The sequence below is a fragment of the Thermoanaerobacterium sp. RBIITD genome (assembly GCF_900205865.1).
Classification (GTDB): Bacteria; Bacillota; Thermoanaerobacteria; order Thermoanaerobacterales; family Thermoanaerobacteraceae; genus Thermoanaerobacterium.
The window spans coordinates 2,172,887-2,188,449 of record NZ_LT906662.1 but is presented as its reverse complement, the minus strand read 5'-3'; the positions used below and the strand labels follow the sequence as shown (position 1 = coordinate 2,188,449).

The 15,563-nt window shown below is 32.4% G+C and carries 14 protein-coding genes and 1 pseudogene; 1 reads left to right on the top strand and 14 read right to left on the bottom strand.

Features of this window, described 5'->3' with window-relative positions; all coding sequences use genetic code 11:
* Positions 1-29 precede the first annotated feature (29 nt).
* The 6 genes and pseudogenes from CPG45_RS10630 to CPG45_RS10605 all read right to left on the bottom strand — a co-directional run bounded on the left by CPG45_RS10630 (position 30) and on the right by CPG45_RS10605 (position 7,652).
* Positions 30-437, bottom strand: a complete 408-nt coding sequence (locus CPG45_RS10630; protein ID WP_096231858.1) for a hypothetical protein — start codon at positions 435-437, stop codon at positions 30-32.
* 218 nt (positions 438-655) lie between these two features.
* Positions 656-2,071: pseudogene (locus CPG45_RS10625) on the bottom strand (IS1182 family transposase).
* Positions 2,072-2,420: 349 nt separating this feature from the next.
* On the bottom strand, positions 2,421-4,850 hold the full coding sequence (locus CPG45_RS10620) for a DEAD/DEAH box helicase (protein ID WP_172856543.1): 2,430 nt from the start codon (positions 4,848-4,850) through the stop codon (positions 2,421-2,423).
* Between the two features lie 13 nt (positions 4,851-4,863).
* Positions 4,864-5,622: a hypothetical protein gene (locus tag CPG45_RS10615; RefSeq protein WP_096231856.1), complete on the bottom strand. Its 759-nt coding sequence runs from the start codon at positions 5,620-5,622 to the stop codon at positions 4,864-4,866.
* Positions 5,612-6,412, bottom strand: a complete 801-nt coding sequence (locus CPG45_RS10610) for a hypothetical protein (RefSeq protein WP_096231855.1) — start codon at positions 6,410-6,412, stop codon at positions 5,612-5,614. The genes CPG45_RS10615 and CPG45_RS10610 overlap by 11 nt, the downstream gene beginning before the upstream one ends.
* Positions 6,413-7,247: 835 nt before the next feature.
* On the bottom strand, positions 7,248-7,652 hold the full coding sequence (locus tag CPG45_RS10605) for a pyridoxamine 5'-phosphate oxidase family protein (protein ID WP_015310952.1): 405 nt from the start codon (positions 7,650-7,652) through the stop codon (positions 7,248-7,250).
* 135 nt (positions 7,653-7,787) lie between these two features.
* Between CPG45_RS10605 and CPG45_RS10600 the strand changes: the two genes are divergently transcribed.
* Positions 7,788-8,150 (top strand): winged helix-turn-helix transcriptional regulator, encoded by a 363-nt coding sequence (locus tag CPG45_RS10600; protein WP_096231854.1) that lies wholly within the window; start codon positions 7,788-7,790, stop codon positions 8,148-8,150.
* Between the two features lie 1,225 nt (positions 8,151-9,375).
* On the opposite strand, the gene CPG45_RS17525 is transcribed toward CPG45_RS10600, so the two are convergent.
* From CPG45_RS17525 to CPG45_RS10560, 8 genes are all read right to left on the bottom strand, one after another.
* Positions 9,376-9,588, bottom strand: a complete 213-nt coding sequence (locus CPG45_RS17525; RefSeq protein WP_231969100.1) for a TnsD family Tn7-like transposition protein — start codon at positions 9,586-9,588, stop codon at positions 9,376-9,378.
* Between the two features lie 450 nt (positions 9,589-10,038).
* Positions 10,039-11,154, bottom strand: a complete 1,116-nt coding sequence (locus CPG45_RS10590) for a GNAT family N-acetyltransferase (protein ID WP_096231853.1) — start codon at positions 11,152-11,154, stop codon at positions 10,039-10,041.
* Between the two features lie 224 nt (positions 11,155-11,378).
* Positions 11,379-11,750 carry a hypothetical protein gene (locus CPG45_RS10585; protein ID WP_096231852.1) on the bottom strand — a complete coding sequence of 124 codons (372 nt, stop codon included), beginning with the start codon at positions 11,748-11,750 and terminating at the stop codon, positions 11,379-11,381.
* A gap of 33 nt (positions 11,751-11,783) precedes the next feature.
* On the bottom strand, positions 11,784-12,245 hold the full coding sequence (locus CPG45_RS10580) for a GNAT family N-acetyltransferase (protein ID WP_096231851.1): 462 nt from the start codon (positions 12,243-12,245) through the stop codon (positions 11,784-11,786).
* Between the two features lie 72 nt (positions 12,246-12,317).
* Positions 12,318-12,932: a nucleotidyltransferase domain-containing protein gene (locus tag CPG45_RS10575; protein WP_096231850.1), complete on the bottom strand. Its 615-nt coding sequence runs from the start codon at positions 12,930-12,932 to the stop codon at positions 12,318-12,320.
* Positions 12,933-12,958: 26 nt separating this feature from the next.
* Entirely contained in the window at positions 12,959-13,801 is an 843-nt protein-coding gene (locus CPG45_RS10570; RefSeq protein WP_096231849.1) for an MBL fold metallo-hydrolase, read from the bottom strand.
* A 94-nt stretch (positions 13,802-13,895) separates the two neighbouring features.
* Positions 13,896-14,360 (bottom strand): pyridoxamine 5'-phosphate oxidase family protein, encoded by a 465-nt coding sequence (locus CPG45_RS10565; protein WP_096231848.1) that lies wholly within the window; start codon positions 14,358-14,360, stop codon positions 13,896-13,898.
* Positions 14,361-14,790: 430 nt separating this feature from the next.
* Positions 14,791-15,432 carry a lactate utilization protein gene (locus CPG45_RS10560; protein ID WP_096231847.1) on the bottom strand — a complete coding sequence of 214 codons (642 nt, stop codon included), beginning with the start codon at positions 15,430-15,432 and terminating at the stop codon, positions 14,791-14,793.
* Positions 15,433-15,563: the final 131 nt, after the last annotated feature.

The following is a 15,563-nucleotide window of genomic DNA, read 5'->3' as shown; positions in this document are numbered from 1 at the left end:
ACCTGCAAAAGATCGTTAATGCGGTCTATTTAGCCATAATCTATTTCTTCTTTCGGTATTCTTGTCTCGATGCCATAAACTTCAGCTATTACACTATTTCTGCCGACTGCATCAATTCTGACTTGTACAATGTCTCCTACGTTGTGTTTTGGTAATTCCAATTTTCTCCTTAATGCCATTGCAAATTTCCTTAAGGCTATTGCTATTTCTTTGTCGGTGTCAATACCACATACAACGTAGTCTATTTCTGCACCTATCATTGAACGTACTATTGAAATACTTTCTCTTGGCAATCCCATTTCTTCAAATGGAATTAGCTCCTTTACGTCATTGTGAAAAACTACTGCACATTCCTTTGTTTCATCACCGTCCTTTACTCTTTCAATTGCACTTAATGTGCTTGTCAAAATTTGTTTGTCTGTCTTGCCATCTATCATCTTTCATCTATCCTTTTATAAAATTTTTTGGACATAAAAAAAGGCAGGCATTAAACGATGGCACTGAAAAGCTATAGATTTTTATCAAGTTTCAGTAATGAAATAAAAAAAAGATGACCCAAGATCCAACTTTTAAAATCTTGTAGTCATCTTTTTTATCAAAAATAAGTATATATAACTTTGTTTTATTATGTCAATTAACTTATTAGTTTCAATATTCACTTGAGATTACCTGCAAAGATCGCCATTGCTCCTTGCATTTCCATGCCAATAAGACCCAAAGATGATGCAATATCATATCCGTGTCTGTGTTTTAATTCACCGTTCTTGGCTTCTATTTTATATCGTTCCTTTAATTTCTCTCTAAAATAATCGCTTTCTTGGAATTCTGCCTGTCCAGTATGTTCAACTGATTTTATACTTACAGAATAGCTTTTACTTTTGGCACCTTCCTTATAGCATCCCTCTTTATATTGACAACACTTACACTTTTCTATATCAAAATAATATGTATCTGTTTAATTGACTGCTACCTTTGCGTGCTTTCCTTATAGCCATATGACCAGCTTTACATACATACATTCCATCATCCTTATTAAATTCAAATTCCTCTTCTTTCTTTTTCTTTCGAAATCCTTGTGTGACTGAAGGGTTAAATTTCGCTACTAATTTTATTCGCATATTCAATATTTCTTTTTTCAGAATATGCTGCATCACCAATTACAGTTTCAACTTTAATACCTGCTTCGATACTTTTTTCAATTAGAGTCTCTAATTGTTTTCCATCAGTTTTTTCACCAGCTGTGATTGTCGCTGCAGTAATAATCCTTTCTTCACTCATGGCAATATGTGTTTTATAACCAAAAAATGAAGAGTCAGAAGTTTTGTGACCAATTTTTGCATCTTCATCTTTTGATATTTGTAAATGTTCTATATCATCTGTCAATGTTTCTTTTAAAAGATTTAATTTTTCTTTTACTTTCGGATATTGGCAGATTGCATTTTCTTTTTCTATAGAATCAATCAATTTTTAACAATATTCTATTTCATCTTCTAAAACATTTGTTATTATTTTAGAAGGAAATATGTCTTTTAATTGTTTCATCAATTTCATACACGGCTTTTCTAAGTTTTTTTGACCTATCCATCAATATTTCTTTGGGTGACTTCTGATTGTAGCGTGCTTTGGTATGGGTGGCATCTACAATAATTGACTTGCTTTTAATGATACCTTTTTCTATAGCAATTTCTGCTGTTTTATTAATAAGGATATCTAAAAGTTTTACGTCTTTTAGCCGTAATTTTCTAAATTTAGTCAGTGAACTTGGTTCAATAACTACATCTTCTGGAGCCATATCAAGAAAATATTTAAAAGACATGTCATACTTTGAACGTTCAACAACATCAACATCTGATAAATCAAAAATTGATTCTAACAACAAATATTTAAACATACGTATCGGATTGATAGCATTACAGCCATTATCAAGACATTATTTGTTTAATAATTCATCATAGATAAAACTGAAATCAATTAATTCTTTAATTTTTCGCAAGATATTATCTTTTGGTATGACTAAGTCATAAATATCAATATATGGACTTAAAACCATTGTTTCTTGTTGCTTAATCATAATATTACCCATTTAATTTGATTATGATTATACCATAAAAGCGCCGAAAATGCTTTAATATTAAACTATTTACATCGTTTTTTATGTTACAACAAAATCGTAGGCTTTCTTCAAAACCTACGATTTTATCTACAATTTGAGGGGATTTTTCAGTGCCCTCCGTTAAAAGGACTCTTTTCTTTCCCCTTGACCATGATTCCTATGACACAACTTTTTTTACTTTGATACGAGTTTATTTTGGTTGAACATAGATGCAGGTTTAAGTTAGAAAGGTATAAAGGAAAAAACCACCTTTATTAAAGACACACTCAAGTATATTCGAGAGGCATATAACAAAAACGAGTATGTTTTATCCTTCACCGTTAAGGATTTGCCAAACCCTCTTATACTCCCCTCCATTAAGTGCCTTTCCCGCCGCAACTGCAGAATGCCATTCTTTATCAGGTAATTCATTTAACCATTTTTGTGCCTGTGAAGGAGTAATCTTATATATATCTTTAGAAGCACTTTTCAACTTATACCCCAAGTTTGGGGCTATACTTCTTGGCACATTGTTCATTCTCATAAGTATGGCTTCATCTGTATTAACCCCATAATAAATCATTGCTGGTAAATTCTTTAGCCGCAGCTGTTCTTCTGGTGGTAATTTATCAAAGCCAGCACCAAGCGAAGAAACCTTTTGTAATGAAGCCAATCCCCAAGTGGCAGTATTCAGTAGTTTACTAAAGATAGCTCTACAACATTCTGTTAGAGATTTTTCGGAATTGCCACCAAAATACTTTAACGCTATTGCCTCTATATCATTTCCTGATACCCAATCCACAGTAATATTAGCAAGTGTATCTCCATTTACTGCATATCCACTTGGAACAATTTCCTCCAAGTTGCTGCAGATTTCAGGTATGCTTAACATTATACCCATTAAGTCTTTTAAAGAACTATTTGCAGAAAACAACTTTGAACCAGTCCAAACAGTATGGTCAATTCCAAGAGCGTTAGCTTTTGCAATAGTTGCCTTAATAGTCTCAAATGAAAAACCTGTTGAGTCAGAAAGTTTCGCAAGACCTTTATCTCTATTAAGTTTTTGTCCGTATCTCTTAACTGCTTCCAGCACAACTGCTTGCTTTTCACGGGAACAATGAGAATAACCATATGTTCTGCGAAGGAACAACTCTGCTTTGGTATTAAACTCACCCATTTCAGAACACTGATTAAACATATGCGTAATATATTGCAAAAATTGCGACCATTCAGGCAAATAAGCCAGGTTTGATAAATCCAGCTCACTGCCAAGTTGTACAACACTTTCTATCATTTTTACAAGATTGGACACAAGTGCTTCTGCATTTTGTTTTACATACTGTTTTAATGCTAATATTTCTTCATTCTTTTTATTTTCTTCAGCACCAACTACAATGCCTACTACCCCTAAAGAAGCCTGTTCAGTCCTTCCAGACCTACCAACAAGATTCCAAAAGTCACTTGTCGACATTTTTTCTGTGAAACCCTTGTTTCTCTGGGTATATGTTGTCATTAATACAGCGGATACCGGAAAGTTGATCCCCTGTGCAATGGTTGTGGTTGCAACAAGAATATTTAACTTACCTTTTTCCATTAGCCATTCCATTAAGTATCTGATTTCATCAGGTAATCCCGAGTGGTGAACCCCTATCCGTCTATTAAGCAAGTGAATCAGCTTAAAATCCGCACCAAGTTCTGAAGAAACGAACTTTTTAATCAATTCAATATCTTCATCTGTTGTTGAATCTTGTGTTTCATTGAACAACTTATCTGCTACTTTCCAACAATCATTAGGTGTTTGGCAAATTATTAGTATACCTTTTCTATTAGATAGTGCTTTAGCAGCAGCAACACTCAAAAGGCCTTTGGTCAATTTGCTTCTTGTAATATCTAAAGTAGCCTGCTTGGAAAGAGAAATTTTCTTTTCCAATTGAATCCGTTCATTACTGGTTAAAAGCGTTTCAAAAACTGTATTCCAATCCCTTTTTGATCCTTCTGGGTAAATAACACCGATAACCCTATCGTTTGGCTTCCAATTCAACGAAATACTTATCGCTTTTGGACTGTCTTGATCCAACCAACGAGCTATATCATCGCTATTAGGAACAAATGGAGTAAGGAGAAGAAAGTTTGCCTTTTCACAATCATTTTTTATATTAGCCATTAGTAGTTCTAACGCCAAACCTCTTGTCCTATCTGCTATATTATGGGCTTCATCAATAACAGCAAGAACAAGTTTTCTTTTTATTCTTTCTTCAATTCCATACCGTATTAAAAGATTGAGCTTTTCTGGGGTTGTTACAAGCAAATCAAATTTATTCGTTTTATCAGTTATAATAGTTTCTTCAAAGGAGTCAAGTTCAATTGCACCGCTCATTTTTTCAACCTTTATTCCAATGGGGCATAAATCTTTACGAAGCCTTGCAGTAATTTGGTTGACTAAAGCACGAGTAGGCACAACATATGCCACCCAGCCACCATCTTCTGCAAACTGATTTAACGCCTGTAATATCCTGAATTCTGCAATTAATGTTTTTCCACTTGAAGTTGGCATATCCACAACAACAGCCTTATGAGCAGGATTAAGCAATCCCTGTTCTAATACAGCAGTTCTTTGCGGATATAAAAGCTCAAATAGTGGCTTTGACGCTCGTGTAATTGAATTTACAAACTTTGTTACTCGGGAATTTATCCTTTCAGTAACACACCATACAGAGTTAGAAAGCATTTGCAGCAAAGTTTTTTCCAGCAGTTGCATTAACAAACTCATTTCAATGTTTTTCAGAAGCCTCTATCGATTTATCAAAATGGAATTTAACTTGCTCTCTTATATCACTAACACTTCCGCTTCCATTAAGCATATAAGTCGTAACAGTATCGATAGCTTTGGCATAGTGATACAAACCTATTAATTCATAAGCTCCACCAAGTTTATCATCTTGCCCAAGGCTATCAAAGTAGACATTTTCAAGTGTTTTCTGGTCATTTCGCAATTCAGTAATAATACTACAAGCATTAGACAAATCATCCCAAGTATCTTTTCTAACAAGATGGACAAATGCAGAATAAGTTTTTTTAAACATTCTTATATCCCAAGTGTCATTCTCTGTAGTTTCAACAATTATATCATTCTTATTCTCAACAATATATCTCTTACCAGATTCCCACTTTTGCCCAAGATATGAAAATGCAATTAATCTGTAAACAAACTTTATTCTCTTTATTTCGTCTGATGGCAAGGGAAGCACACGAAGCAAATGGAATAAATGCTGATACATTACAAAAAGTTGGTTTCTTTCAGCCTCAACCAGTTCATCTTTTTTAGCCATAAGGTCAATAGTAGCAAGTTCTATAAAGTCAGCGATACCTTGAATAAATTTGTTTTCATTCTCAAAATCTGTAGTACCTGCTAAATCAGTCTTATATAAAGAGGAAACAACCAGACGAGTGTCAACAATTTCAAAAGCCTTTGCATAATCTTCATTTGAAACATTGTCCAATAGCCAATGTGAAGGCTTATTAACTGTCACAGGTTGCACCTCCATTCATAATAGATATCCACGCATCCTTTTCCATAGAAACACCTGTATACAACGCAAATAGCCACACTCCTATAAGAGGTGAGGCAGTTTCTTCAAGTACTTTTGCTCTATTTTTTAAGTCCAATTCGTCAGGGTGGGTGTCTCGGACTAATACGCCAACCAACTGTACTTTTTTTCTCTTTGATTTAGTATATGCACACAGAGCCTTTCCTAAATCGCTTTTGAACTTTTCTGGCAATAACTTTATTTTACTCGTCATCCATTTAATTAGATTATTTCTTTTGTCTTCTTTAACCTGCAAATCCGTTAGTTGTTCGATCATACCTGTTCTGCCATATACTACAGAAGGTGGAGCAGACGGACTATTAGACGTCTTTACTTCACCAAATAAAAATAATGTTTCATCATTAATATCGCAGAAACCAACAATATCAGCACCAGTATTATGTGCATTCGGATTCTTTAGATCACGGCAGGAATCATAATAAAACCGTGCCTTACCACTATCTTCAAGTACACATTCTGCTACAACTTCACCAATTCTCCAGCAGCTATAACTCCCTCTATTCTCAAAAATTCCGGCAAAGTTATCTGCCGAAAAGCCTGTCACTTCAACCGCTGTATTTAATAATTCTTGAGTCCAGTCTTCATCATCGAGTTTAGGTTTTACTTTATTGACTAAATAATCCTTAAAACTATTGTCTATGAAGGAATAACCATAGTAAGACACCTTATTCATATCTGTGCAAAAATATTCTTGATGTAAAATGCTTAACATAGTTATCCCCCATATATAAGTTAAATATAATTTAATATATAATACCACAAAATGTTAAAATTTTCAATGAAATTATTGGCCTTTGCTACTCCATAATGTAATACACTATTTATGCAGAATCCTGTCTGGTATTTTGATTCCCTAGTTTTGATGTAATACCACACATAAGAAAGGCGCTGATGTCATTTTCATTAAGTATAATCTAAACTTAAGCACAATACATATTGAAAAACCCTATTAAAAGGGTTAGTTTTGCTATACTCAAAAAACAGAAAAATAGATAAACTTAAGACCATATTAAATACCGCTTTATACAAATATTCATTTTTCAAGGTACGATTTGTAATAATATGTTAGTTTTTTATATTTTTGAACTATAAATTTTTTAATAATTGCTACTTGCCGAATTCAAGTTTAAATTATAAGCTTATAGAATAATATATATCCCTAACCATAATACAAGTAAATTTTACATACATTTGAGCAATTAATATATTTTTGAATAATAATCTTTAATATATCTGGAACGGGCAATAAGAACTCTTTCCTCATGAGGGATAATTACATATAGTTAAAATCTTCCAAACTTATAAAGTAAAATCTCAAAATATCAAATGTATTTGTCAAGCAAAAATTTTTCACTTGGCAAATACAGTATGTTAATGATTAAAAGGAAAAGGGATAAGTGGCATAAGACCTCTATTTACAAGGCTTTGCAACTATCCCTTTGATATTTCTTTCTGGATTTGAATTCTACCCCTTTTCCTTCATTTCTCCTTAATTAAATTCATTTTTTTTGCATGGATAAAAGTATCAAATGGAAATTATATTAGGTTCAAAGATTGTATTGTTTGGGTGGTTGACCTGAAAAATCAGCAATAACTGCCTTCGCATCATCTAAATAAAAAATTTCAAAAATTGGGTTGTCAGGAGTTTTATAAATTGATTTTACAAGGGGATTGTGCTCAATGATTGTAGTCTTCACTTCCAAATCATTTGAAAATTTAATTCGTCCAGAAATTCGAATCCAAACATTATTTTGGTTTGTTGTAGAAAACTCAACATAAGGATTCAGTTTAATTTCCTTGTAAACTTCTTTTTGGTTTGACGTACAGAAAAACAACTTACCCTCCTTTTCAAGCATAAATTGAAATGGACGAACCTTTGGTTTACCGTCTCTTCCTATTGTAGCAAGATATAGAACAGGATTTTCGCTTAAAAAATTTACAACTTCGTTCATAATTAACATCTCCTTCCAAATAAATTGATTTATGTTGTTTTCTGTGTATATAATAATTTATATAGTATATTTTTGCAAGTAGGCACTTATAAGTGCTATACTTACCTTTAAGTTACTATGAGGAGGGAAAATTTTATGAAAAAAGAATTGCCATCTTGTCCCGTTGAAACAACTCTTTCGCTTATAGGAAATAAATGGAAAATATTAATATTAAGAGAACTATTGAAAGGAACTAAACGATTTAATGAATTAAAAAAAGCAATAGATTCTATAAGCCAAAAAGTTCTTACTCAACAACTTCGTTCTATGGAAGAAGATGGCCTTGTGGAAAGAAAGGTATATGCTGAAGTTCCACCAAAGGTAGAGTATTCCCTAACTGAATTAGGAATTAGTTTAAAACCTATACTCGATTCAATGTATTTATGGGGAGAACAATATAAAGAAAAATTATATTTGTATCTAACTCCAGAGGAAAAGAATTCTACAGGCAAAAGTTAATTTAAAAAAACCCTTTCCCTTACCCCGCCCTCCACCCCTCGTAAAAATCTACATGGGATTTTATGGGAAGTAATAAAGTTTTTCTGTGAAGCAGTATTATTTCTCCTATAAATTCCCATCCAATTTGTGTGAAAAAAGTTGTTCCAAATGGAGAGGATCATGGAATAAAGGAAAAAGGGATAAGTGGTGTAAAATCTATATTTTTGGGACTTATTACTTATCCCTTTGTTATTCTGTATGTCATCATCAAAAAACCCGTTCCAAAAAGCAAATAAAGTCGTGTCATAAAGTGCCATGAAAGCCGTATGAAATCAGCACTTGTTATTATCTGTTATTTTGTATCCATTTTTCCATTTTACATAATTCCTTTAACCCCTTCCATTTAACTTCCATTTGTGGTAGGCAAAAAGTAAATAAAGTCGTACCATGGATTAGGAATAAGTGGTAAGGAGAGAGGGGAGAGGAGTCTCTTTTTTCTTCCCCACAAATGCAATTGCATTTGTCAAGTGAACTTTTAGTGTAACATAGACAGCTTATGTTTAATTTGATATACATGATAAGTATCATCCTGGGTACACAAAACAATATCATCCAGAAAGAAATTTCGGTCATTTAATTCATCAGGAAGTGTTTCAAACCTAATCCATTTATATTTATCAGGGTCCTTTAGCCATTCAACACAAAGAAAAGCTCCCCATAAATCCTAAAAATCAAATCCGCTCCTAATCGGGCTAGTTGGGTTCTTCCTATCCATACTTACTCACCTAACCTTATAGCATTATCTTACTCACTTCTAATTTTTTAACTTCAAATCTTCCTAAAACCTTTAGTGTAACATAGAGTGATTTAGGCAATGTTCCTGAAATGGACATGGTTATCCATTATCAACATTTACATTATTAATAATTTCATTATATAATTCTTCATATCTTGGCAAAATTCCTTCCTTATCCCCGCTTTTCTTAACACTTTCCACAGTTTTAGTTCTTGTCCTTCTTGCTCCAGTTCCCTAATTGCCTAATTTATCCTTCTTAACTGGAAGTCCTTTCTGCTTTCTTTCACCGAATCCAGATATTGCTTAGTGAGGGGCTACTTATCCAAATGTTTTTCAAAGAGTCCCCTTATACCTAATTTGCTGCCTACTAGGCTTATAGTAATCCTTTCAAGCTTTTCAGTAGAGTTCAGCATTTCATCGATTAACAATTTTACCTTGGCTAATAACTCTCTATACCTTTTGTCCCCAATCAACACGTGTATTTTTGTATGTATACCTTGGCTCTGGAGAATTTAGCTGGAGCCATTCTTTATCATTTCTATATAGCCAAGCATAAACTGCCTTGTTTAGCCTCCGCAGTTCCGTTTTGCTTTTATCATGGTAATGATTCATCAACTTAAGCCATTCTTGTCGGTAATAATCCGTTTTATCGGCAGCCGTAATACTGCTCCCTTTAGCGTGAATAACTTCTCGGTTACTTCTTTTCTCTCAGTAAGTCTCAAACCACAGCTTAGCAGCATATTTCTTTACCGTATTGAGATCCGTTCCATCAACTTCGCTGTCTCTCGTAAGCTTAACCTTTTTTGACAAGTTTCTTAAGCTAACCTCGCTCGATACTGCTCATGAAACCATTCCATGGGGCGCCGTTCGAGATGGCTGTTAAGTAAAAATTCAACATCTTTTGCCAGTTCAATTGAAATGTTATTGTCAACAAAAATTTTTAGCATAACATAAACACTATACTTCTAATGTCATTCCATCATAAGCAAATACAATATCTTTGTATTCTTTTATAATTCCAAATAATCGTCATATGACTTTTATTGGGTGTTGCATTTAATATTGCAATTTAAGATCAAAAATGTCCTTTTTAAAGTTCATGAAACGCCAATCCTAATTTAATTTTATCCAATGTACTCGCCTATCTTTTCTAAATCCTGCTTTTAATGCCAGGTTCATAGACTTTACATTATCCTCTTCAATATGTACAAATGGCAGTTCGCCAAGTTCCAGAAGCCTCTTTATCATTGCAACAGTTACATCCATGCCATATCCCTTCCTTCTGTAATCTTCCAATACATTCAAAAAACCTATGGCTCCATCATCATGTGTAATCGCCCATGCCACCAACTTTTCATCTTCATAGATGCCAAGACCAATGCCATTTTTTATCCTATCTTCAATATATTCAATTGATATATACTCTTTATACTTGGAGTTCTCGAATATATATGGGGCATCTGCAGCCGAAAGGTCAACAATATGTGATTTTACGGTCGGCAGTGGTACATTAGAATCATAGACTAGTTTCATACTGGTCAGTCGGGACTTTATTTTCCTATTTTTCACAATATATGGGAGCATCCAGTCCTCAATGACTGCAAAACATTTGTCATCTCCATCCAATACGTGAATAAGTTTGAAGAACTCATCATAGGATTTGCTGCTAATATAAACCCAAACTTCATCGCTTCTTCCTCTAACAAGTACTGAATCTCCAACTGTTTCAAAGGTATAAATAGGATAATTTCTAATAAAGTTAATGATATTAATGTTTCTTGTTTTGTCTTTTTTAAGCAGTTTTAATACCTTGCCACTTAAAAAATCTAATACCTTTCTTAGAAGTATCGGCTGTATATCCGCATAAGTAAGATTATCAGGCATCATATTAAAAAAGCTTACTTCGCATATCTCACTATCTGGCAAAGATCCCATTTCATTTACTTTTGCATAAAGCAATCTCCCAAATGTAGTTATCTCATCTATGGTAACAGAGTAATCACATACGGGCTCAATTTCGTAATTTAACGCCCCTGTTTCCTCAAACAGCTCCCTTGAAGCAGTTACATTAATATCTTCATTCTTTTCTCTGTGACCGCCAGGCACTTCCCATGTATTTCTGTCCTCATACTTTACAAATATCCATTTTCCTTTATAAGTAGCGAATATAACAGCAAAATTAAACTGACTATTGCTTACTTCATCTATCCTGTAAAACTTTATCTCCATAGCTATACCCCAATCTCATTTTACTTTTTTCTTGAAATTTTTATAGTCCCTTAAATAAAATATTTGAAAATCTTTAAAAAATGGCTTCAACTTACTTGAAAGCGATAGAGCTATATTCGATTGAGCTTCAAAACAAATACTTAAATAATATCTTCGATTACGTAAAGCCTTTTTGTATCAGGAACAAATACCAAATATATTACTGAAGAGTCTTCTTTTCTTTTTTAATAATATTTATATTTAGATTTAAAATTTGGCATGTATTCATTAGGGATAGTTAAAGAATTTAGGACATGCTTTATTGCTGATTCTATTGACGCATTTTTACCATCATTCCATTTTAAAGATAGCTCAATATCATCATTGTTTTTATAATCAAATATGTGATATCTCTCACCATCTCCATGGAAACTTGGTCCACTATCTACTGAATAAACTTCCTTATATGTGCTAGGCAACTTTATTGACCAATTCATATAAATAATTTCAGTATAGGGTTTATTCAACGTTTTAAATACAGATGCCACCACCAATACAGTACTAAATGATATTATCAATAGCAAAGCGCTAATTAAAAATACTGATACTTTTCTCACCACTCATACTCCTAACTATCTAATTTGAAATTGCTAATTTATCTGCTCTAAAATTGTCCTTCTTTTGTAAAAACCATATCTTTTGTAAAATTCTAATACATTTTCATTACCTTCCGCTACCCCAATAATTATCATTTTTGCATCATTGATGTTCAACCATTCTAATGCCCTATTCATCAATTTATCTCCCAAGCCACAATTGCGATATTCCATCTCAACAAAAAGAGAGTCAATTTCTCCAATTAAATCTTTGTCTATCGAGCTGATACAGTAACCAATATATAAGTCTTTTTCCTTATCCCTAATTAAATCTATTTTAACCTTTAAATTTTTATCGCTTATAAACTTATTTTTTCTGTCCTCGAATTTTAAATTTCTGTACTTATCAGAAAAATACTTTGAATTCATTTCGTGGTGCTTATTTAACTTTTCCCATAATGGCTGTACTAGGTCAAGTAGTTCTCTGCCTCCACTTATAAATTCAAAATTGCTCATATACAATCCCTCGTTTTTACTATGTTAAATAGAGTTATTTTGCATCCAAATAAACATATGCCTTGATAATTTTTATAATGTCCTTATGAATTCAACTAACTTTTCCACATCAGCAATATCTGCATTGACTTTTAATGCATTATCAAACACATTGTATGCATCCCTATCATTTTCATATAGCCATTTTAAAGATTTCTTTGGTCCCAAATACCATAAACCTTTGATATTAAAGTAAATTTCTAATGAATCTACAAGTAACCAATGATATCTAAAATTACCTTCTATATCTCCTTTTTGTGCTCTATTGAGCATCTTGGCAAGCCAATTTTTTAGAAAATATTTTTTCTCTGCTGTCAATTGTTCAGGCCCTTTTTTAAACTGCTTATCTATTTCTTTAAGAAAATTATCGCACTTATTTCTTTTATCTAAAAGTATCTTGCCATCTCTAATATGAAGAAACTGAATAAAGTTATCCATCATACTTGTTTCATAAATCCAGGCATCTAGCTGTCTACCGCTAATTATAGATGTGTCATTCTCTGCATGAGGGTTGTCGCAAAAGCATATTAAATCTATATCACTTTCTTCTGTAAAATCTCCATTAGCATAAGAACCATATAATATTATTGAATGGCAATTATACTTTTTTATCAAATATTCTTTAACATCTTCTAATATATCCTTCATGTAATTAATCCTCCATAAAATTAAATCTATACTTCAAAAGTCATTCCATCATAAGCAAACACAATGTCTTTGTATTGCTTTTGTAATTCCAAATAATCGTCATATGACTTGCCCCAGTCTTCTTCTATATGGGTGATAATAACCTTTTTGATGCCATAATCATTTTTAAGCTGCTCAATTTCATTCATGCTAAACAATTCATTTCTAAGACTATTATTTTCTTCTAAAATAAAACCATCTTTTAAAATTTCACCAATGACGGTATTCCCAATTATCATAATATCTGTGTCTGTGAAAATGTCATTATTAGGAAACGGTTTTACATCACATGGAGCATAGATAGCTTTTCTTTTCCCTTGCTCAAATACAAATACGGTCGCTGAATTGGCCTTAATAAACGCTATTTTTATATCATCTAAATAAACAAAATCTGATACAACTTTTCTTTTTATAATATTTCTGATATTTTCATAATAATCTAAATAAGAACCAAATTTTGAGCCTATAGAATTTACATCAGACATGACATGTTCCATAGCAAAAACATCTATTGGATTTGTACATTCTTTCCCTTCTGAAATTTGAAGCCAATCAAGACGCATATGTTCAAAGACTCTCATGCCAAGTGTGTGGTCAGGATCCATATGACTAAACAAAACAGAATTAACTTGCTGAATACCAGCATAATTTAACGCATGAACTATATCTTCAGGTGTATCTACTAATAATTTTAAATCGTCCAAAAACAAACTGCAACCAAATCTTGAATAAGATTTACCTTTTTCTCTTGCCTCTTTACAAATTTTGCATTTACACAACGGCCTGGGTAATGCAGTACATCCTCCACTTCCTAATATTATAAATTTCATGAGTTTTCCCCTCTCTAAATTAATTAACAAAACCGCAGTATCATAATTGCATAAAGTAAAAATTTTACCATGATTTATAATTTAAAACTAATTTTCATCTATTCGTCTTTCCCTCAATATAGTCAATAGATATTTTTATAATTTTTACTTTTTCACCGGCACTTTTTATATATTCTTTTCCTTTGTCCATATACTTGTCTGCATATTTCTCTAATATTGCTATAAGAGCCGAGTATTTTTCATCACCATTAACTTCTGAAGCCTTGCAAAATAGTATTACACTTTCATATTTTGTAGTAAACTTTTCCGGCACAGGCTCTACTTCCCCTACAATACAAAATGACACTTTGTTATTATTTTTTATATTATCTAATTTGTAACCTACTGATGCACAATGAAAATATATGCTATTGTTTAAGTATACATAGCTTAACGGCACCCTATATGCATAGCCATCTATACCTACTGTAGATAAAACTCCATATTGGCACTTTTTTAATAATTCAATTGCTTCTTCATTATCCATTCTTCTATCTTGCCTTCTCATTTCTCTAAACATTTACTCATCTCCCAACTGAAGAATGTTTATAAACCTTTTGGAATAATAATGCTTTTCATATTTATAATTTTATCATAAAACATTTAAATATAGATGTATAAATAGCCATCATGCTCTTATTTATATCATTTACGCCAACAAACCTTTCTATATGCATCCCTCAATTCATGATGCAAACTCCATTTTGATTTTAAAACATATTCATCATGTTTATGTGGGTGCTCAAACGCATCATCAAGAAAGCCAAATTCGTTTTTGAAAGGTAAGCATACTGTAAAGTAATTAATTTGAGTATAATTACTGATATTTCTGGCCGATTAAATATTCTAAACCCAAAATCACCATTACCCAACCCTCTATTAACATTTAGTTCTTTTCCATCAATCTGATTTGCACGCTAATTATGAATGCACTGTTATAAACCAAATTGCTAATATCCCAATTGTTTTCTAACAATAATTACCTTTATCCTGCCTTTTATAAATTGACCCTTAATCACTACAAAATCATTGCATATTCTATATGGGCTTTTACAATCTATGCAGTAACCTAAAGTAGTATAAGGTGTATCTTTTCCCAATCTTTTTGCATCGATTGGAGCAGCATATTGTCTAACTCTTTTTTCCGCTTCCTCAATATCGCGAACTATTTTATTTATGCCTACAACTAATATAACATTCTTAGGTCCATATAGCATAGGTGCTACTCTACTTCCATTACCATCAATATTATAATGTTCACCACTTTCAGTTAAAGCATTTGTGCTGCAAATAAAGATGTCAGCAGAAAAATTTTTTATATAAATCTCTCTTTTTTCTTCACTCGTTATACCATCTCTATATTTGTCAAGAAAAATAAAATTGCCTTTACGAAGAAAATCTATTACTCCTGTCTCAAAAAGCGTCATAGAATCCCCTACACCTACTAAAGAGTTTTGAGGAATAAGTTTTGTTAATAATTCTATCAATTCTACTTCATCATTAACAAAATATCCTTCCATGTTGCGTTTTCTTAGACCTTCTATTGTTCTTTCAATTTTCTTATCTATATACCATTCAACGTTTTCCTCCATACAAATTCCTCCTAATTTAGTTTATCCAATATATCCGCCTATCCTTTCTAAATCCTGCTTTTAATGCTATGCTATCATTTAATTGCATATATAGTCTATAGGAGGTAGAAAAAACAAAACTCATAGTAACT